The sequence below is a fragment of the Aestuariivirga sp. genome (assembly GCF_047600585.1).
GTDB lineage: Bacteria > Pseudomonadota > Alphaproteobacteria > Rhizobiales > Aestuariivirgaceae > Aestuariivirga.
In genome coordinates this window covers 960,015-980,524 of sequence record NZ_JASGKP010000001.1, presented here as the reverse complement: position 1 = coordinate 980,524, position 20,510 = coordinate 960,015, and the positions used below count along the sequence as shown (strand labels likewise).

Sequence of the window (20,510 nt, the reverse complement as noted above, 5' to 3'; positions counted from 1 at the left end):
CGCAGCCTCTGGCAATTCCTTCTCTCGGCCAATCGCACCGGCGAGTCGCAGTCCTGCCGTTGGCGCATCTACGATTTGGGCATGGAGCCGCGCCAAATTCGCCAGTTGCAGCGCAAGTTTCCGTGGTGCGAGATCGCGCTCTTCGACTTCGCGGCCTATCCGCCGCATGTCGCCCTCGCCGCGGAGTCCTATGCCTGGAAGCCCATCATCCTCGCCGACAATCTCGATGGCGCGCAGGGTCCGGTGTTCTGGTTCGACAGCGCCACCCTCTTCCATGACAATCTCGAGAGGCCACTGGAAATCCTGCGCAGCCGCGGCATCTGGGCGCTGAAGAGCCAGGAGCCACTCGACCGGAAATGCGATCCGCGTGTTCTCGAGCGCCTGCAGGTGCCGCTCGAGGTGCGCCATCTGTCCGAGTGGGCCGCGGGCCAGGTGGGCATCGATCCGGGGAATGCCGCCGCAGTGCGACTGGCGCGCGCCTGGAAGCGGCATGCGCTCGATCCCGACGCCATCGTGCCGCCCCATGCCGCACCCTGCCACAAGCAGGATCAATCGCTGTTCAACTGTTTGCTGCTGACAGCTGCATTCCGCGGCGAGATCAGTCTCGTCGAGGACGAGATCGACATCTGCTCGCACCAGCCCTTTCGCGGAATCTCCACCCGCAACAAGGTGTCGCCGGGTGTGCCGCGCTGGCTGGACCCTGCGGTGCGCCTTCACCGCTTTGCATGGAAGCGGGCGGACCAGCTCTATCACCGCATCCGGCATTTCGACACAACGCGCATTGACGGCTTACGGCGATGGTACCGCGAGCACTTCACCGTCCATGTGCTCAACACCGCCACCGGCGAGGCGCGGACGATCGCCTCACCACCCTATGGCTACTATGCCGATCCCTGCGTCTGGACGCACAAGGGCGAAAGCGCGCTCTTCATGGAAGAGTTCGAATATGCCGAGGACAAGGGACGGCTGGTGGTCATGCCTCTGTCGAAGGACCTTGAACCAGGCCCGGCCACGCCGCTCTCCTCACCGCCCTTTCGCGGCCGCATCACCTCGCACGCGTCCTATCCCTTCATCTTTGAATTGGGCGGCGTGCCCCACATGATCCCCGAGACGCACGAGCAGCGCTCGATCGATCTCTATGTCTGCGAGACGTGGCCAGTACAATGGACGCTGCGCCGCCGCCTGATGTACGGGATCGAGGCGGTGGACAGCATGGTAGTTCACCACCGCCGCCTGTGGTGGCTGTTCACCTCGGTGCGTGGGCACGACGGGCGCTTCCATCTCGAAATCCACGCGACCCGTGACCTGCTCACCGGCACCTTCACGCCCCATCCGCAAAATGCCGCCCGCAAATACGCCGACGCGCCGAACGGCACCGGACGGAATGCCGGCTATCTGCGCGAGTCCTTCGGCTCACTCTACCGCATCATGCAGCACAACCCCCGCCACTACGGCGAGGGGGCCCGCGCCATGGAAATCACCGAGCTTGACCCGAAACGCTTCCGCGAGGTGCAGACGGAGGGCATTCCCGGCCTTCCGCTGCTGGTGCATGAATTGAACACTCATCATGTTTCGCGCTGCGGCGACCTCATGGCCTATGACGTGCGGGACCGCGTACGCTAACGGAGCATTGGTCGGCTACTGCTTGGCGCGCCAGAGACGGTGGGGCGAGGTCTTCTCATAGCCGAGCTTGTCGAAGCTGGCGATCTCGAGGATCTGGCCCCAGGGCGCGCGGAAGTACACCCACTTGAAGCCTTCGAGCGGACCGGCATCGACCACGTTGGGGCCATCGAGCATCTCGACGCCCATCTCCTTCAGCCGCTTGGCCGAGGCGAACACGTCCTCGACCTCGAAGCAGATGTGCGAGCCACCCACTTCCGAGGAACGCTTCTGCGGCGCCTTCTTGTCTTCGCCCTCGTATTCGAACAGTTCGACGCTGGTGCCGTTGCCGCAGCGCAGGAAGACCAGGTCCTTGATGCGCGAGTTCGGGGCGGCCCCCAGCTTGCCCTTCATGAAGGCGTCATCAACGTCGAACGGCCCGGTGTGGAACACCTCGACCGCGCCGAAAACCTTCTTGAAGAAGGCGATCCCCTCTTCGATGTCCGGCACCGTGATGCCGATATGATGCATTCCGAGAACTGTTTCTGCCATGTGATCCTCCCCGGGTCTTGAGGCCCAATTTACGCCCGATACTTGACCATTCCTTCGGGATTTGCGCAACTGCCGGACATGACGGAATACGAACTTTTGCGCATCATCACATTCCTGGAGCGCATGCGGAAACCCTATGACGACCTGCTGCGGACGGCGGAGCCCGACCCGCACTGGAACATCGTCCTCTACCTGATGAAGCATCACCTCCGGGGCGAGAACGTGACCATGTCGTCGCTGGCCTCCGCCGCCGACATTCCCTTCGCCACCGCCATGCGGCGCATCCACCAGCTCATCGAGAAGGGAGACATCCAGCTCCGCCGCCGGGGGTCGACCGGCAAGTCCCACTACCTGGAACCAAGCCGCAAACTGGTCATCAGCTTTACCGAATACGCCGCACGGGTGAAGGCCCTGCTCGCCGACACCTTCGGCCTCCGCAGCGGCACCGGCGATGCCGACGACTACTACTTCGGCGGCTCCTACTTTGCCGGGCAGATCATTCCGCCCTTGGAAATCATGGAGAAAAAGGCGGAAGCCGGCATGGACCTGCGCTTCCTCCTCCATGACGACAACTATTTCGCCAGCATGCGCGACATGTGGTCGGACTTCCGCAGCAAGCTTTCGGCCCGCAAGAACTTCACGCTCATGAACCTGCCGGAGCTCCGGGCCGAGGTCTTCGCCAACGCCGCCCGCAAGGAGAGCAAGTATGACGTGATCGCCATCAACATGCCGTGGCTCGGCGAATGCGTGGCAAACAACGTGGCCCAGCCCCTCACCCAGCACCTGAAGGCGAGCAGCATCAACCCGATGGACTTCCATCCCGCCATCTGGGCCACCGGAAGCTGGGACAAGACGCACTATGGCATTCCCATCTACTGCACCATCGAGGCCCTGTCGCTCCGCAAGGACCTGTTCGAGGCGCGCAAGATCCCTCACCCCACCAACTTCGAGAAGGTGATCCAAGCCGCCAAGGCCCTGCACAATCCCAAGCGCGGCATGCATGGCGTGGTCTGGAATGCGGCGCGCGGCATGCCCGTGTCGCACTCCTTCATGTTCTTCATGGGCGATTGCGGCAGCCCGGTGATCAGCATTCCCACGCCGCGCCTCCATCTTGACTACAGCCGCATCAAGGACGAGGCCATGCGCCCGCAGATCCTCAGCGAAGCGGGCCGCCAGACCCTGAAATACATGCACGAGCTGCTGGCTTATTCACCGCCGGACATCCTCTCCATCGACTGGAATCGCGCGCTCGAATACTTCATGGGCGGACAGGCGGCGATGATCTACTGCTGGACCATGCGCGCCGCCCGCTTCGAATACGACATCCATTCCGTGGTGAAACGCAAGGTCACCTACCTGCCCCATCCCGCCGGGCCGGGCGGCTCCAGTGTTTCGCCCATCGGCGGCTTCCTGCTCGCCGTGCCGGCTTCGCTTCCGCCCGAGCGGGCGCATCTCGCCTTTGAAGCGATCTCGTGGATGGCCTCCCCCGCCGCCATGAAGGAGCACGTGAAGAACGGCATCCCGGCCGCACCGCGCTTTTCGGTGAGCGCCGACCCGGAAGCCGCCGCCAGTACACCCATCGTGAGTTTCGTGGACAAGCTCGCCAAGCAGAACCGCATCCAGAACTGGCAGCGGCCGCCGGTGCGCGAGTATCACGTCATCGAGGAAATCCTCGGCGAGGAAATCTTCTCGGCACTGAACGGCGACTGTTCCGACGAGCAGGCCCTGAGCCGCAGCCAGAACCGCATCGACGCGGCCATGCGGGCGGCAGGCTACTACTGAGCCTCAGACGAGGATCATGCCGCCATCGGACATGATCACCTGCCCAGTGATATAGTCGGAATCCGGCGAGGCGAGGAAGGCCGCGATGCCGGCAAGATCGACGGGCTTCGAGGGAAAACCGAGCAGGATGCTGGACGAGAAACTTTCGATGAATTCGCCCTTCTTCTTGATCACACCCTTGTCGATCATGTCCTGTTCGAGGCCGTCCCACAGCGGCGTCACCACCACGCCGGGGGCAAAGGCATTGACCGTGATCTTGTGCTTGGCGAACTCACGGGCGCTGGCTTGCGTGAGCGAGATCACCGAGGCCTTGCTGGCGCAATAGGGTGCGAACTCCGCATAGCCCTGGCGGCCTGCAATCGAGGCGGTGTTGATGATCTTGCCGCCGTGGCCCTGCGCCATCATCTGGCGGGCCGCTTCCTGCGTGCACACCATCACGCCCCAGGCATTCACCCGCATGATGCTGTTGAAGTTCTTCTCGTCCACATCCATGAACGGCAGGGGCTTGTTGAAGCCGGCGTTGTTGAACATCACGTCCAGCTTGCCGAAGCTGTCGACCGCTTTCCTGATCGCCGCCTGCACTTGCCCGCGCTCCGCCACATCGACGGTGACCGCAAGCGCCCGATGGCCCTTGCCTTTCAAATCCTTCGCGACGGCCTCCGCCTTCTCGCCGTTCATGTCGGCGATCACGATGGCGCCACCTTCCGCCGCAAGCCGCTGGGCGATGCCTTCGCCCAAGCCCTGCGCGCCGCCCGTGATCATGATGACCTTGTCCTTCAACCGCATGGTCTCACTCCCGTGTGATTAGCCCTGGCCGGAGCGGCCGCGGGCAAGCGAGTAGATCAGCGCCGCTGCAACAATGAGCGCGCCCTGGAAAACGTATTGATAGGTTTGCGTGAGATCGAGGAAGACCACCGCCTTCAGCACTTCCGACAGCAACACGGCACCCAGCACCGTTCCGATGAAGGTGCCGCGCCCGCCGCGGAGCGAGGTGCCACCGAGCACCACGGCGGTGATGCTGGAGAGCGTGAGCGGCGCGCCCTGACGCGGATCGCCTGTGCCCCATTCCGCCATGAGCAACACAGCGCCACAGGCGGTGAGCAGCGAACACAGCACATAACCCAGCACGAACTTGCGGTTGATGCGGATGCCGATGCGGCGGGCGGATTCCTCGCTCGAGCCGATGGCACGGTGCTGCCAGCCGGCGCGCGTCTTCCGAAGCACGTATTCCCCGATGATCGCGAAGGCGGCGAGCGCGATGAAGGCCACGGGGAACGCCCCGATCTTCCAGGTGATCCAGTCGCTGACATCGCTGTTGATGTAGCCATCGGGCGACTCGCGCAGCAAGAATGATGCACCCTGCAGACCCATGTAGACCGCCATGGTGGCAGCAATGGCGGTGAAGTTTCCGAAGCGTATGAGGACGCCGTTCAACAGGCCGACCGCCGTGGCGCTCACGAACATCAGCACGAAGCCCATGAGCAGTGTGGCGGTGGACTGGTCGTCGTTGATGTAGAACGATGCCACGACGACGAGGAAGCCGGCCAGCGGCCCGACCGAGAGATCGATCCCCGCCATCAGCATGGCAACCGTCTGGCCGAGCGCGATGAAGCCGATCTGGGCTGCCAGCGTCAGCATGTCGGCGATGTTGTCGGGATCGAGGAAGTTTTCGTTCTGCGCGTTCACGTAGAGCGCCAGCGCCGCTATCACGAGAAGAAGCGGAATGGTGGGCGCGTTGTCGCTCTGGGCGAAATGCTTCCACCAGCCCTGCCCGGCCCGCTCCTGCAGGCCGCCTTCACCGTGGTGGCTGGCGCTCACTGCCGCTTCGACGATCTTGGGCTCGGTGACATTCTCGCCGTCGAGCGTTTCGGCCAGGCGGCCGCGCGACATGACGATCACCTTGTCACACAGGCCTTCCAGTTCGGCGGCGTCGGAGGAATTGACGATTACGGGCGTGCCCGCGTTCGAGACTTCGCGCAGGATGCGGTAGATTTCGGCGCGTGCGCCCACGTCCACGCCCTGCGTCGGCTCGTCGGCCACGATCAGGCCCGGCTCCGAGAGGAGCGCGCGTGTCATCACGATCTTCTGCTGGTTGCCGCCGGAGAGCGACAGGATGGGCGCCTCGATGCTGGGCGCCTTCACGGCGAGCGACGAGAATGTGGCGGAGACCTGACGGAACTCGCGCGCCCAGTTCATGATGCCGAAGCGCGCAAACTTCTCGAGCGCGGCGAAGGTGGCGTTCTCTCGCACCGTCAGGCCCGATGCGAGGCCTTCCATGTGGCGGTCGGAGGGCATGAAGGCCGCATGCTGCAGGGCTTCACCATGGCCGAGCGTCTTGCCGCGAAGGATGATCTGTCCTTCCGTGGGATGAAGTCCCGCCAGGCCCTTCATCAGTTCGGTCTGGCCGTTCCCCGCGACACCGGCGACGCCGATGATCTGGCCGCGGGCGCAATCGAAGGAAATGTCCTTGAAGCCCTTGCCGCTCAGGTTCTTGACCGAGAGGATCACCTCGCCGCCCGTTTCAGGATGCTTGGGCGGGAAAGCCATGCCGAGCGAGCGGCCGACGATCAGCGAAACCAAGTCCTCGTCGCTGACATCGGAGACGAGGCTGGTGCCGCGGCACTTGCCGTCGCGCATCACCGAGACGCGCTGCGCGATCTGGCGGATTTCGGCAAGGCGGTGGGTGATGTAGATGACTGCGGTGCCCTTCTTCACCACCTCGCGGATGCGGCCGAACAGCATGTCGGTGGCGTCCTGATCGAGGGGCGCGGTGGGCTCGTCGAGGATCAGCGCCTTGGGCCGGATGGCCAGCGCCTTGGCGATTTCGAGGAGATGCTTCTCGGCAACCGAGAGCGTATCGGTGCGGGCCTTGAGCGGCACGGTGAGGCCGACGGCATCCAGCATCTGCTGCGGCGTTGTCGTCTCAAACACCGAGGCCGGAAGCGCGACCTGAAGATTTTCCAGCACCGAAAGATCTTCGAGCACGGCGGGATGCTGGAACGAAATGGCGATGCCCAGCGACTTCGCGAGGTCGGGCGTCATCTGCCCGATCGTCTCGCCCTGGAACAGGATCTCGCCCTGCTCCGGCTGGATCGCGCCGCAGATCACGTTCATCATGGTGGACTTGCCGGCGCCGTTTTCGCCGAGGATGGCGTGAACCTCGCCCGCATAGAACTCGACGCTGACATCGCGCAGCGCCGGCACACCCGAATAGAACTTCGAGATGTTGGACAGCCGGATGGTGACGTCGCCATGCGGCGATGCCCCGGTCCCTTGCGTCCCCCTGCCCTTTGCGTTGTCAGCCACGAAGCCTGCCTTCCCCATCTGAATCGACACCCCGGGCATGCGTCATGTCCGGGGTGTCTGTTGTGTCGTTACTGTCCGACGGCCTTGGCCTGTTCTTCAGCGGGAAGCTGCGAGGACAGGTAGATGGCGCCCGGCAGGTCCTTGCGGCACTGCACCTTGTTGGGCTGGCCGGTCACCGAGTTTTCGAAGTTCGGCGCCTTGAAGATGGTCTCGGTGGGTTCCTTGCCGCCGGTTGCCTTGGCAACCGCCCACATCACGGCGAGGCGGGCGTTGTCGTTGCCCGTTGCCACGGTGAAGAGCTTGAAGTCCTTGTTCTGGTCGTTCTGGTTGTCGGTCCAGAAGCAGCCCAGCGAGTTGCCGTCAGAGGTGGCGAGTGCCGGGATCGAACGGCCGGACTTGTTGAAGAGCGGCAGTGCGCCCACCAGCGACGGGCCGAAGTCCGAGATGATCACGTCGATCTGCGGGTTCTTGGCGATTTCGGCGGTGAGAACCTTCTGCGTCAGCGCCGGGTCCCAGTTGGTGACGGCGAAGGGCTCGGGGTTCAGGAATTTGTATTCCGGACCCAGAACCGACTTCAGGCCCTTCAGCTCGTCCAGGCCCTGGCTGTTGCCGGCGGGACCGGAGAGGAACAGCATGTTGCCGCCCTTGGGCAGGATGCTCTTGATGAAATTGCCCCACGACACGCCGTCATCGACGAAGGAGGCGCCGACGAACTTGGTGTAGTCCTTGCCTTCCTTGCCGCCCACTTCAACGCGGTACGGCACGATCACCTTGCCCTTCTTGAAGACGCTCTTGATGGCAGGGAGAACGGCGGGGCCGGCGTCACCGAAGACGACGAGCGCGTCGATGCCCTTGGCGGCCATGCCCTTGATGTCCGAGATCGACTTGTTCAGGTCGCCGTTGCCGTCAGCATACTCATACTTGGTGATGCTGGGGCAGAGCGAAACCGTCTGCTTGGCGGATGCGGTGGTCACCTGGCGCCAGGAGTTGCCGCCGTATCCGTCGAGAAGCGCGATGCTCGCCTTCTTCGGGCCGCACCACGAGGGCACTTCAGCCTTCGCAAGTCCGGAACAGCCCAGCGCCAGTGCCATGGTGGTGGCAGCGGCGGTCAACGTCTGCTTGAGAGACAGTGTCATTTCTTTTCCTCCGTTTTCGGTAGCTTGCTTTGGGTAATCGCGTTCACCGACCACTTCATCGAGTAAACGCCAATGCCAAAACCCAAGGCCAACGCCTGGATGATGGTCTGAGCCGAGTACGGCACCCCTACCGAGAGTGCGAACTGGCTCAATTGGTTCAAAAAGAATGCGGCAATGACCGTCGAGATCGGGTAGCCGCGCCCGCCGAGGAGCGACGTGCCGCCGAGCACGACAACCGCAACCGACGGCAGCAGCAGCGTGTCGCCCTGGAAGGCGGTCGGTTCACGCGTGATACCGCCGATCAGGACGCCGGCGAGGCAATAGAGAAGCTGCGCGTAGACATAGGCCATCATCTGATGGAGGCGGACACGCAGGCCCACGGCCCGCGCCGCCAGCGGATTGGCGCCGATCGCCTCGAAGCGGCGGCCAGGCACAGTCTTCTTCAGAATGAACGAGACGACAAGCAGCGCCAGCAAGGCGAAGTACACCGAGTGCGGCAGGCCGAAGGTTTCGCCGTTGGCGATTTCGGCAAGAAGGTCGGTGGTGATCGACGGCGTGCCGCCACAGATCGCGAAGACGCCGCCATAGAGCAGCGCATTCATGCCGATGGTGGCGATGATGGCGTTGAGCCGGAAGAAAGCGACAAGAATGCCGTTCACCACGCCCGCCGCCAGTGCGAAGCTCACCGCCAGCGACACCGCATAAAGAAGCTGGGCGTTGTCCTGATGGGCCTCGTGGGTGGACGTGACCACCGCCAGCGAGACAGCGCCCGCGAGCGACAGGTCGAAACCGCCCTGCTGCACCACCAGAAGCTGGCCGAGGCCGACGATGGCGATCACCGCGGCAAACGGCAGGCTTCCGGCGAGCGCACCAAGGGAGATGCTCGAAGGCGCGAAGATGGCACAGACAATGAGCAGCGCCACGGTGCAGATCACGACCGTCAGGAAGCTCTTCGCAACAGTCATCTGCAGCAGGCCGGGGACCTGCGGTGACGGTGGAGAGGCCTGGTAGGTCTGGCTCATGTCAGGGCAGAACCTTCGCTGCGCGCAGGCGATCGAATGCGTCGGTGAAGGATTCAACCGAGTTCTGATAGGCGGTGAAGCCCTTGTCGCGGCTCTTGGTCATGTCGGTGAAGTTCTCGATGATGCGGCCGAGATCGGCATCCGAATGCCACCACGAGGCAACCGAGGTGAGTGCGTTCTTCTGCAGGCCATGCTTGGCGACGATCTTGTCCCAGACCGGCTCCATGCCCGCCATCTGCTTCTCGAGCGGCTGCGCGTGGCCCGGGTATTCGGCGGCGGCAATACCGAGATGGGCGGCCAGCTTCGGCCACATCCAGTTCCAGCGGAAGACTTCGCCGTTGACGATGTTGAAGGCCTCGTTGCGGGCTGCGGGCTTGGTCGCCGCCCACAGCAGGTGCTTGGCAATGATGCGGCCATCGGTGATGTCCACCACGGCCTCGTACTGCTGCGGCGATCCCGGAAACACGAAGGGGCGGCCCGTTTCCTTGCAGATGGCGGCATAGGCACCGAGTGTGGCCGCCATGTTCATCTGGTTGCCGACGGTGTAGCCGATCAGCGTATGCGGGCGATGCACTGACCACGAGAAGCCCTGCTTCTCGGCGGCGGCATACAGCTCGTCTTCCTGGTCATAGTAGAAGTTCTGGTAGGGAAGCCGCGGCTGCTCCTCGCGGAAGGGCGTCACCATCTTGGTCTTGGCGTAGGCTTCGAACGGACCCATGTAGTGCTTGAGGCCCGTGACCAGCGCCACGTGCTTGATCTTCTTTCCTTCCACGGCGGCGAGAAGATTGCGCACCATGCCGGCGTTCACCCGGCAGTTCTCCGCTTCCGTCGGCTGGCGCAGCCACGTGGTGATGAACACATCCGTGGGGTTCACGCGCTTGAGGGCAGCCTTCACTGCATCCTCATCGGTGAGGTCCACGGCGACGTGCTTCACTCGCTTCGGCAGGTCGTGCTTGTGGCGGGAGATGCCTGTCACCGACCAGCCTTTGGTGGCGGTGAGATGTTCGGCCAGATGGCGGCCGATGATGCCGGAGACACCGGCGATGAGCGCATGGCGGGCCATCAGTGCTTCGCTCCCGTGGTGAGCGTGATCTTGATGCAGGCCTTGGGGTCCTGCCCCAGCTCGAAGCCCTTCACCGCGTCGGTGAGGGAGAACTTGTGGGTCTGGATGGGAGAAAGATCGATGCCGGTCTTCTCGAGGAAGCGGATGGCGGCAGGCCACACCCCGGGCGAACCGATGCAGCCACGAATCGTCAGGTTCTTGAGCTGCATCAGCCCCATGTTGGAGGCGATCTTGCGGCCGATGTTGATGCCGACCATGGAGATGCGGCCGTCCTGGCAGGCATAGTCGAAGACCGAGGCGATGGAGGCATCGTGGCCAGCGCATTCGACCACGAGGTCAGCGCCCTTCCCGCCCGTCATTTGCATCACCTGCTCGGGGCCATTGTTGGTGGGGTCGATGGCTTCGGCGCCGAGCTTCTGGGCGATCTCGCGGCGGCGCGGGATCGGATCGGCCACGATGACGCGGGCCCCCATGCCAAGGGCCGCAGCGGCGGTGACGAGGCCGATGGTTCCGCCGCCCGAGACGACGACGGTCTCAGACGCATTCGTGCCGCCCGAACGCAGCACGGCATAGAAGCCGCAGGTGAAGGGCTCGATCAGCGAGCCGCGCATGTCGTCAACCGAGTCCGGCAGCTTGTGCAGCCAATCGGGATTGACGTTGAAGTATTCGCGGTCGGCGCCATCCATGGAGAAGCCGAAGTGGTGCAGGCGCTCCGGCGTCCGGACGACGCATTCGCCGACGACGCGGTCACCCACCTTGAAGTTCTTCACCGCTTTGCCGACTTCGACGATCTCGCCGCACCATTCATGGCCCGGCGTCACCGGATAGGAGATCGGGATGATGTAGCGGCCGGCCAGCAGCTCGTAGTCCGAGTGGCAGATGCCGACGGTGCGGGTCTTGACCATCACTTCCGTGTCCTTGATCGACGGCATCGGCACGTCGGCGATCACGGGCTTGTTCGGCGTTTCGAAAATCAGCGCTTTCATGAGCGGCTCCTAGAGTTTCACCACCGCGCCATCCTTGGCGGCGGATTTGATGATGGCTTCGAGAATGGAGATGTTGGTGACGAGGTCCTTGCCCGTGATGGGATACGCCGCATTGCCGCGCACCGCGTGGGCGAAGGCAACGAGATTGTCCTTCACCGGTTCCGCAGGCGGCACTTCCGTGACCGTGATCGGCCCACCCGCCATGGCGGAGGTGACCACCCAGCCGGCAGGCGCTTCCACATGGGCCTTGTCGCGGATCTCGATCCAGCCTTTCGAGCCGAAGACGGCGAAGCGCGAGATGAAGGGCATGGCGAGCGAGGCCGAGACATAGGCCGTGCCGCCCTTCTTGAAGCGGATGTGGACGCTCATGGTGTCGCCCTGCGGGATCTTCGACGACAGCTTCTCGCAGGAGACGCGAAGGTCGCGGGCTTCTCCGAGCAGTGCGGCGGCAAGATCGGTGAGATGGATGCCCGTGGCGGTCATGCCGCCCACCGGCGCTTCCTTCTGGTTCAGGCGCCAGTTCTTCTTGTCCAGCGTGGTGAATTTGTCGTGGCTGAAGTTGCCTTCCACCTGCTGGATGCGGCCCAGTTCGCCGCTCCGCGCCATGGCCAGCATCTTTGCCACCGGCGGCTCCCAGCGGCGCTCGTGCCCCATGCCGAGAACGAGCTTGTTGCGGGCGCAGGCCTTCACGGCAGCTTCCGCACCGCGCCGCGTCAGCGCCAGCGGCTTTTCACAGAAGATGTGCTTCTTCGCGGCAACCGCCATGCGGATCTGCTCGTCGTGGAGCGAATGCGGCGTTGCCAGAATCACCGCCTCGACACTGGGATGGGCAAGCGCCTCTTTCATCGTGGCGTAGTGGGCAAAGCCGTTTGCCGCCGCGAACTCCGCACCGGCCGGATTGGGCTCGGCGGCGCAGACGATTTTGATGTCGTCGGCGGCCTTCTGCAGCACGGCCGTCATCTTCTTGCCCCACCAGCCGAGGCCGATCATTGCAACGTTGACTGGACCAGACTTCGCCATCACACCGTCACCAGGATCTTCATGTGGTTGACCGACTTGTCGAGCAGCGCATCGAAGCCCTGCTTCACGACATGGTCGGAGGAGATGTTGGCGGTGACGATCTTCTCGATGGGGAAGATGCCCGCTTCCACCATGCGGATGATGCGGGGCCAGCACTGCACGGGATAACACCACGTCGCCTCGACGGTGATGTCCTTCAGCGCCCAGAGCATGGCGTCAATGGCGGCGGGCTTCATGTGAAGGCCCGTCTGCACCACCTTGCCCTGGCGGCGCACCGAGGCAGCACAGGTGTTCAGGCTGGCCTCGAGGCCGACGCATTCGATGGCGACATCGACGCCCACGCCCTCTTCCGTCTGAGAGCGGATGTATTCGGGAACATTGTCGGTCATCGGATCGAGAACGATGGCCGAGGGCACCAGCTCCTTCGCCATCTTGCGGCGGAAAGCGTTGGGTTCCGAGACGAAGATCTGCCCGGCACCTGCCGCCTTCACGGCCAGCAGCGTCAGTGCGCCGATGGGGCCGACACCCGAGACGAGCACGGTGGAACCCGACTGCACGCCGCCGCGATCAACGGCATAGACGGCCACAGCCGCGGGCTCGATCATCGCACCCTGGATGTCGCTCACGCCCTTGGGCAGCACGGCCACATTGTAATCGTTGACGACGGCATATTCGCCCATGCCGCCCCAGGCCCAGCTCAGGCCGACGCAGCCCATCTTCTCACTGAGGTGATAGAGGCCGCGGCGGCCATAGTAATCGTCGCGGGGCGAGATCAGAGGTTGGATCGAGACGCGGTCACCCACCTTGACGTGCGTTGCAGCCGATCCCTTGTCGGCGACGACGGCGCTGAACTCGTGGCCGAGAATCTGCGGGTTGGTCGCGCCGGTATAAACGTGCGGCGTCTGCGGCGTGACGATGGGGCCTGCGATGTATTCATGGAGATCGGTGCCGCAGATGCCGGTGACGAGCGGCTTGATCAGCACGTCGTTGGGACCGAGTTTCTTCGTCGGACCCGGCACATCTTCGACACGAATATCTTTTGCAGCGTGAAACCGCACGGCCTTCATGATCAAATGTCCTTGTGTTGGAATGTGTTGCTGCCGCAAGCGGCGTGGCGGGCGAAGTGAACACGCGCGACCTCGGCCCCTGCGCGCCTGTTGCGGCACGGCACGGCAATGGTCAGTATGCCTTGAAGATTGCAAGACACGTTGCGCCTCCTCCCTGGTGAACGCAGCAGCAGAACAGGCCCGCTCAAGCGAGCTCTTGTTGCCTGCCATCCTAACCAAGCGCGTTCCGGAGCAACGCTAGAAAATTCTCAATCTGAGAAATTTTGATCGAAACCGTTCGCGGCATTGCATGCAACAGTGTCGGCAACAACAAAACTGAAGAAACGTTCGGGAGGACACCTTGCATCTTGCCAGAGGCATGAGGGAGCTGTGCGTTGCTGCACCTGCGTTCGTTCATGCTGCAGGTGCAAACGGTCTCGGCCTCCACTCACGCAACAACATCCGGTGAGACATGGCTGCAACGAAACCCAGAGAGAACGACGACATCGGCACGGAGACGCGGCGCGAGCTCTACCGTTTGCAGATCGAGATCCGCGATGCGGAGAAGCGCGCCTATGACCTCTTCCTGCAGAACCTGATCAAGGGCACGAGCCATCTCTCCCTTGGGCAGGAAGCGGTGGCGGCAGGCTTCGGCGCCGCCATGAAAAAGGGCGACAAGACCTTCTGCACCTATCGCGGCCACGCCCACACGCTGGCGCGCGGCGCCTCCATCGAAGGCGTGCTCGGTGAATTGATGTTGCGCGACAACGGCTTGATGCGCGGCAAGGGCGGCTCCATGCACCTCACCTCGGCGGAGCATGGCGTGATGGGCTCCTACGCCATCATCGGCGCCCATCTCTGCATCGCCTGCGGCTCCGCCTGGCGGGCGCAATACCTGGGCGAGAAGGATGTCACCGTCTGCTTCTTCGGCGACGGCACCACCAACATCGGCGCCTTCCACGAGGCACTCAACTTTGCCGTCGTCTGGAAACTGCCGGTGGTCTTCGTCTGCGAAAACAATCTCTACATGGAATACACGCCCATCGGTGACGTGACCGCCGTCGAGCATCCCGCGGCCGACCGCGCCGCCGCCTATGGCCTGCCCCGCATCCTGATCGACGGCAACGACGCCGACGTCGTATACCGCACGGCGCGCGATGCAATCGCGAAGGCGCGTGATGGTGGCGGCCCGTCGCTCATCGAATGCCTGACCTATCGTCACTCCGGCCATTCCCGCGCCGACCCCGGCAAATACCGCCCGCCCGGCGAGCTTGAACGCTGGCTGGAGCGCGACCCGATCAAGATCTACAAGCAACGGCTCAAGGACTTCGGCTTCACGGAGGCGCAGATCGACGCCATCGATGCCGAGAGCAAGCGCAAGGTGGAAGAGGCAACCGCGGCCTGCAAGGCAGCGCCGCAGGCCCCGACCGAACTCCTGACCGCCCATGTCTATGCCGATGGAGGCTGGGCATGGCGGAACTGAGCTATCGTGATGCGGTGATCCGCGCGATCTCGCAGGAAATGCGGCGCGACAACAATGTCGTGTTCCTCGGTGAAGACGTGGCCAAGGCTGGCGGCGTGTTCAAGGCGACCGTCGGCCTCTACGAGGAATTCGGTCCGTTGCGCGTGCGTGACACGCCGATTTCGGAACAGGCGATTCTGGGTGCCGCCATGGGTGCCGCCATGACCGGCCTTCGCCCCATCGCCGAACTCATGTTCTCGGACTTCGCGGCGGTGTGCTTCGACTTCATCGCCAACGAAATGCCGAAGCTCGCCTACATGACCAACGGCCAGCTCACCTGCCCGCTCGTCATCCGCACCGGCAATGGTGCGGGCGTGCGCTTCGGCGCGCAGCACTCGCAATCGATCGAGAACTGGACGATGATGATTCCCGGCCTCAAAGTCGTGGCGCCCTCCTCGCCCGTCGATGTGATCGGCCTCTTCGCCGCTGCGGTGCGCGACAACAATCCCGTGATCTTCCACGAGCACAAGGCGCTCTACGCCACCAAGGGCGAAGTGCCGGATGGCGAGATCGTCGATACGCTGGGCACGGCCAAGATCCTGCGCCCGGGCAAGGACTGCACCATCCTGGCGCTCGCCCTCATGGTGCCGCGCGCCCTCGAAGCCGCCGAGATATTGGCGCGCGAACACGGCATCGACGCGGAAGTGATCGACGTCCGCTCGTTGGTGCCGCTCGACACCCAGACGATCCTGGGCTCCGTGGCGCGCACCGGCCGCCTCTTTACCGTGGAAGAAAATCCGAGGCTGCTCGGCTGGGGTGCTGAGATCGCCTCCATCGTGGCCGACGAAGCCTTCTGGGACCTCGACGGACCGATCGTGCGCATCACCACGCCGCATATTCCGCTTCCCGCCGCCGATCACCTTGAAGACCTTGCGCTCCCCAATGCGGCGCGCATCGTCGACAAGATTGCGCGCGTGATGAACGGGTAACGCCATGGCCGACACCATCATCATGCCGCAGCTGGGCGAGACCGTGGCCGAGGGCAAGATCCTCGCCTGGTACAAGGCCGTGGGCGACGACGTGAAGATCGGCGACAAGCTCTTCGAGGTCGAAACTGACAAGGTGACGGTCGAGGTGGAAGCCATCGCTGCCGGAAAGTTGACCGAGATCAGAGTGGGCGCAGGTGTCTCCGCCAAGGTTGGCTCCACCGTCGCTGTGCTGGGTGGAGCTGCAGTGGCAGCGTCAACACCCTCAGCTCCGATGCCGGCCGCACAGCCTGCAGCCACGACGACGCTTTCCCCCTTCGCGGAAGTGCGGACGGCATCAGGTCAGCATGGCAAGGCGAAGACCGTGGATGGACTGTCGATCTCGCCACTCGCGCGCCGCCTCATCACCGAAAGCGGCGGATCGGTTGACGCCGTCGCGACCTATGCCGCCGCCAAGGGCCTGCGCCGCGTGGGCGAGAAGGATGTGCGCGCAGCCCTCGCTCAGGCCAGTTCAGCACCCGCCATGGCCCCCATATCCGGCGGCACGCCGCTCTCGGCCATCCGGCAGAAGACGGCACAGCGCCTTGCCGAGAACTGGCGCAGCATCCCCCATGTCTTCCAGACCATCGAGGCGGACTTCACCAATGTCGACAAGGTGCGCCTGCCGGTCCGCGAGAGCTTCAAGCAGGCGAACGGCTTCTCGCTCACCTACCTGCCCTTCATTGCGCGCGCCGTGTGCCTCACGCTCAAGGACTTCCCCAACATCAACGCCACCTTCGACGGCACCTCGCTCGGCGTGAAGCGGGAGATCAACCTCGGCATCGCCATCGATCTCAATCACAATGGCCTCGTCGTGCCGGTGGTGAAGCAGGCCGGTGATCTCACGGCAGAAGGTTTGGCGAAGGCCATTGCCCGGCTCACCGACAAGGCCCGCAACAACAAGCTCACCGCCGACGACCTGAGCGGCGGCACCTATTCCATCACCAACAACGGCGCCTTCGGCACGCTCTTTACCTCGCCCATCATCAACGCGCCGCAGGTGGCGATCCTCTCCACCGATGCGATCCGCAAGCGCCCCGTCGTGGTCTCGACAGCGGAAGGCGACTTCATCGCCGCGCGCACCACCGGCATTCTCGGACAAAGCTTCGATCACCGTGCCTTCGACGGAGCCTATTCGGCCTCGTTCCTGTCGCGGCTCAAGCAGGTCATCGAAACACACACCTGGTCAACAGAAATCAGCGGACACTAGAACTCCGAGCGGAGGAAGACATGAAGTACAACAGTCCTTATTCGACAGCCTCCTGGGGCCAGATGGCCAAGGACTGGGAGGAAGGCATCGACTACAGCCGCATGTCGAAGGAGCGTCTGGCCCGCGCCCAGGCCGCCGTGCGCAATGCAGGGCTTGGCGCCGTGTTGTGCTTCAACTTCGACAACATCCGCTATGTCACCGCCACGCACATCGGCGAATGGGCCCGCGACAAGTTCTTTCGCTATGCCCTCTGCCCCGTTGAAGGCAGCCCCTTCCTGTGGGATCCCGCACCGCCCGCCAAGCGCATTTCCTCGCCGTGGATCAAGGACAACGTCGCCGCTCCCATCACCACCATGCAGGGCGCCATTCCGCCCACCCTCGGCGTGCAGCAGGACTTCGCCAAGCAGATCAAGAAGGCACTCGTTCATTACGGCATCGCCAACCAGCCGCTCGGCATCGACCTCATGGAACTCGGCATGCTGCGCGCCCTCGAGGAGGAAGGAATCGAAGTGGTGGATGGCCAGCAGGCCATGCTCGATGCCCGTGAGGTGAAGACGCCGGACGAGATCGAACTGCTCAAGATGGCGGCCGGCATGGTGGATGCCACCTATGTGGATATCGCCCGCGCCATCCGCCCCGGTACCAAGGAGAACGAACTCGTCGCCATCGCCAATGACCGCCTCTTCCGCATGGGTTCGGAGCGCGTGGAGTGCATCAACTCGGTCTCGGGCCGCCGCGGCCGCCCCCATTCCCACACCTTCTCCGACCGCATGATCCAGCCGGGCGACATGATCTTCCTCGACATCATGCACAGCTACAACGGCTACCGCACCTGCTACTACCGCACTTTCATCTGCGGCCAGCCCAACAATCACCAGATCGACGCCTATGAAACCGCCTCCAAGTGGCTCGCCGCCTCCATGGACATGGTGAAGCCGGGCGTCACGCCCGACGAAGTTGCCTCGGTTTGGCCCGATGCCCACGAGTTCGGCTACAAGAACGAGGATGAAGCCTTCCTGCTGCAATATGGCCATGGCGTGGGCATGTCGCTGTGGGAGCGCCCGATCTTCTCCAAGCGCTTCAAGGGCCAGACACGCCCCCTGAAGGAAGGTATGGTCTTCGCACTCGAAACCTGGAAGGGCTCGAATGACGGCTCGGGTGCGGCCCGCATCGAGGAAGAAGTGGTGGTCACCAAGACCGGCTGCGAGATCATCACCAATTATCCCTCCGACCATCTCATCTCCTGCGGCCTGCCGGGCTGCGAAGTCGTCGCCTAGTGTCCGCCCGCTCCAATCACCGCAGCCGTATCCCTGTGACGCTCGTCACGGGCTTCCTCGGCAGCGGCAAGACCACGCTGATCAATGCCGGGCTGAAATCGCCGGAGCTTGCGCGCACCGTCGTGGTGGTAAACGAGTTCGGCGAAGTGGGCCTCGATCACCAGCTCTACACCAGCAGCAATGATGCGGTGGTGGTGCTGGAAAACGGCTGTCTCTGCTGCACGGTGAAGAGCGATCTCGTCGCCACCATGAACAGCCTCTATCACGACCGCGCCCGGGGCGACCTGCCCGACTTCGACAATGTGGTGATCGAGACAACAGGGTTGGCCGAGCCCGGCCCGGTGATGCAGGCCTTCCTCTCAGAGCCCACGCTGGACGGGCTCTACCGCATCACCAACGTCGTCACCATGGTCGATGCCGTAAACTTTAAGACGACCGCGGAGAAACACGAGGAAGCGCTGCGCCAGGTGGCGCTCGCCGATGACATTCTGGTTTCAAAGCTCGACCTTGCCGAGGACGTAGCCTTCACCGCCCTTGCAGCAGACCTGCATCGCATGAACCCGGCGGCGAACATCGCGCGCGCAGATTTCAGCACGGCGGCGGTTGTGCCCCTGCTCACCCATGCCGGCTTCGATGCCGCCGATGCCATGGCTGACCCCTCCGAATGGTTGTCGATCTCGGACTATGAAACCTACGAGCAGACAACCGCCTCGCCCGATGGCGTGAAGGACCAGGACGTTCCGCACCACCTCGCGGCAAAGGGCATCGAGAGCTTCGTGCTGACCCGCTCCAAGCCCATGTCGCGCGAGGAAATCCAGTTCCTGCTGGATGGCATCGGCCAGAACCTCGGCCCCAGCCTGCTCCGCGTGAAGGGTTTGATCAATGTGCTGGAGGAACCCGGGCGCCCCGCCGTGGTGCAGGGCGTGCAGCATCTGTTGCACAACATGACCTGGCTGGAGAAATGGCCGGACGCCGATGAGCGCACGCGCGTCGTCTTCATTACCCAGGGCATCGCCCGCGACAATCTCAGGGAGATGATCGAACTTCTCGACCGCATGAGCGAACGCACCTTTGCCGCCCGCGAGCGGGCCCGCCTCGCAAGGCTCGCCGCCGAACAGCGCGAGCAGGTGGCGTGATGGCTGTCATTTCCTGGATCGGTGCGGGGAAGATGGGTCTCCCCGTGTGCAAGCGCCTCAAGGACGCCGGCCACGACGTGCGCGTGCTGGCGCGCTCGCCCGAGCGCGATGCAGCCCTCAAGGCGGAAGGATTGGCCACCGCCTCCACAGTTCCGGTCCTCGTCAAGGGTGCGGACATCATCTTCACCTGTGTCTCCGACGACAGGGCGCTGGCCGATGTACTGCTGTCCGAGAGCTTTGCCAAGTCCGCACCCAAGGGCGCTACTCTCATCGACATGAGTACGGTCTCCCCCACGATCTCGGCAGAGGTCGCGAACAAACTTCCCGCTGGCATGGTCTATCTCCGCGCGCCCGTCTCGGGTTCGACGGCGATGGCAACTGCCGGAACATTGACCGCGCTGGTCTCGGGGCCAGAACAGGCGTTCACCGCCATGGCGCCCGTCTTCGCCGCGTTCACGAAAAAGGCTTTTCACCTCGGCACGGGCGAGGAAGCGCGCGTCTTGAAGCTGGTGATCAACAGCCTTGTGGCCGCCACCTCGGCGCTCCTCGGCGAGGCGCTGGCCGTGGGGCTCAAGGGCGGCCTCGAAAATGCAGCGATGCTCGAGGTGATCAACCAGAGCGCCGTCGCCTCCCCGCTCATCGGCTACAAGACGGCCATGATCACCAAGGGCGACTATGCCCCTGCCGCCACGCTGACCATGCTGATGAAGGACGTGGAGCTGTTCCTTGCGGCCGGCCGCGAAACCGGCGTGCCCCTTCCCTTGAACAGCCTGATCGGGGATATCTACAAGGGTGCGGCCGCGCGCGGCCTCGGGGAACAGGATTTCTTCGTGCTGGTCCGGGAAGCGGCGGCACGGGCCTCCTGAGGCACGCAAGCACACACGACAG

General features: G+C 63.7%; 17 protein-coding genes. 8 read left to right on the top strand and 9 right to left on the bottom strand.

The window, feature by feature from the left end:
• The first annotated feature begins 81 nt into the window (after positions 1-81).
• A complete protein-coding gene (locus QM801_RS04625; RefSeq protein WP_415018042.1) occupies positions 82-1,623 on the top strand; it encodes a hypothetical protein in 1,542 nt (513 codons plus the stop codon).
• A 15-nt stretch (positions 1,624-1,638) separates the two neighbouring features.
• Here QM801_RS04625 and QM801_RS04620 read toward each other — a convergent pair whose 3' ends face one another.
• Complete coding sequence (locus tag QM801_RS04620) at positions 1,639-2,151, bottom strand: VOC family protein (protein WP_415018041.1); 513 nt, start codon at positions 2,149-2,151, stop codon at positions 1,639-1,641.
• Between the two features lie 78 nt (positions 2,152-2,229).
• On the opposite strand from QM801_RS04620, the gene QM801_RS04615 reads away from it, so the two are divergent.
• Positions 2,230-3,933: an extracellular solute-binding protein gene (locus QM801_RS04615; RefSeq protein WP_415018040.1), complete on the top strand. Its 1,704-nt coding sequence runs from the start codon at positions 2,230-2,232 to the stop codon at positions 3,931-3,933.
• A 3-nt stretch (positions 3,934-3,936) separates the two neighbouring features.
• Here the strand turns inward: QM801_RS04615 and QM801_RS04610 are convergent, their stop codons facing one another.
• From QM801_RS04610 to QM801_RS04575, 8 genes are all read right to left on the bottom strand, one after another.
• On the bottom strand, positions 3,937-4,719 hold the full coding sequence (locus QM801_RS04610) for a glucose 1-dehydrogenase (protein ID WP_415018039.1): 783 nt from the start codon (positions 4,717-4,719) through the stop codon (positions 3,937-3,939).
• A gap of 18 nt (positions 4,720-4,737) precedes the next feature.
• Entirely contained in the window at positions 4,738-7,239 is a 2,502-nt protein-coding gene (locus QM801_RS04605) for an ATP-binding cassette domain-containing protein (protein ID WP_415018038.1), read from the bottom strand.
• 68 nt (positions 7,240-7,307) lie between these two features.
• Positions 7,308-8,375, bottom strand: coding sequence for a substrate-binding domain-containing protein (locus QM801_RS04600; protein ID WP_415018037.1), 1,068 nt, complete (start codon positions 8,373-8,375; stop codon positions 7,308-7,310).
• Positions 8,372-9,397, bottom strand: coding sequence for an ABC transporter permease (locus QM801_RS04595; protein WP_415018036.1), 1,026 nt, complete (start codon positions 9,395-9,397; stop codon positions 8,372-8,374). The genes QM801_RS04600 and QM801_RS04595 overlap by 4 nt, the downstream gene beginning before the upstream one ends.
• 1 nt (position 9,398) lies before the next feature.
• On the bottom strand, positions 9,399-10,460 hold the full coding sequence (locus QM801_RS04590; RefSeq protein WP_415018035.1) for an SDR family oxidoreductase: 1,062 nt from the start codon (positions 10,458-10,460) through the stop codon (positions 9,399-9,401).
• Complete coding sequence (locus tag QM801_RS04585) at positions 10,460-11,446, bottom strand: zinc-dependent alcohol dehydrogenase (RefSeq protein WP_415018034.1); 987 nt, start codon at positions 11,444-11,446, stop codon at positions 10,460-10,462. Before QM801_RS04585 ends, QM801_RS04590 begins: the two co-directional genes overlap by 1 nt.
• A gap of 9 nt (positions 11,447-11,455) precedes the next feature.
• Entirely contained in the window at positions 11,456-12,466 is a 1,011-nt protein-coding gene (locus tag QM801_RS04580; RefSeq protein WP_415018033.1) for a Gfo/Idh/MocA family protein, read from the bottom strand.
• Complete coding sequence (locus tag QM801_RS04575; RefSeq protein ID WP_415018032.1) at positions 12,466-13,533, bottom strand: 2,3-butanediol dehydrogenase; 1,068 nt, start codon at positions 13,531-13,533, stop codon at positions 12,466-12,468. Before QM801_RS04575 ends, QM801_RS04580 begins: the two co-directional genes overlap by 1 nt.
• A gap of 451 nt (positions 13,534-13,984) precedes the next feature.
• Between QM801_RS04575 and QM801_RS04570 the strand changes: the two genes are divergently transcribed.
• From QM801_RS04570 to QM801_RS04545, 6 genes are read left to right on the top strand one after another with little or no spacing between them, the layout of a single operon-like run.
• Positions 13,985-14,995 (top strand): thiamine pyrophosphate-dependent dehydrogenase E1 component subunit alpha, encoded by a 1,011-nt coding sequence (locus QM801_RS04570; protein ID WP_415018031.1) that lies wholly within the window; start codon positions 13,985-13,987, stop codon positions 14,993-14,995.
• Positions 14,983-15,963, top strand: coding sequence for an alpha-ketoacid dehydrogenase subunit beta (locus tag QM801_RS04565; RefSeq protein ID WP_415018030.1), 981 nt, complete (start codon positions 14,983-14,985; stop codon positions 15,961-15,963). Before QM801_RS04570 ends, QM801_RS04565 begins: the two co-directional genes overlap by 13 nt.
• A 4-nt stretch (positions 15,964-15,967) precedes the next feature.
• Positions 15,968-17,209 carry a dihydrolipoamide acetyltransferase family protein gene (locus QM801_RS04560; RefSeq protein ID WP_415018029.1) on the top strand — a complete coding sequence of 414 codons (1,242 nt, stop codon included), beginning with the start codon at positions 15,968-15,970 and terminating at the stop codon, positions 17,207-17,209.
• A gap of 20 nt (positions 17,210-17,229) precedes the next feature.
• The gene (locus QM801_RS04555) at positions 17,230-18,486 is read left to right on the top strand and encodes a M24 family metallopeptidase (protein WP_415018028.1); all 1,257 of its coding nucleotides are present in this window, start codon (positions 17,230-17,232) and stop codon (positions 18,484-18,486) included.
• A 35-nt stretch (positions 18,487-18,521) separates the two neighbouring features.
• Positions 18,522-19,622 carry a CobW family GTP-binding protein gene (locus QM801_RS04550; protein WP_415018027.1) on the top strand — a complete coding sequence of 367 codons (1,101 nt, stop codon included), beginning with the start codon at positions 18,522-18,524 and terminating at the stop codon, positions 19,620-19,622.
• On the top strand, positions 19,622-20,488 hold the full coding sequence (locus tag QM801_RS04545) for an NAD(P)-dependent oxidoreductase (protein WP_415018026.1): 867 nt from the start codon (positions 19,622-19,624) through the stop codon (positions 20,486-20,488). Before QM801_RS04550 ends, QM801_RS04545 begins: the two co-directional genes overlap by 1 nt.
• Positions 20,489-20,510: the final 22 nt, after the last annotated feature.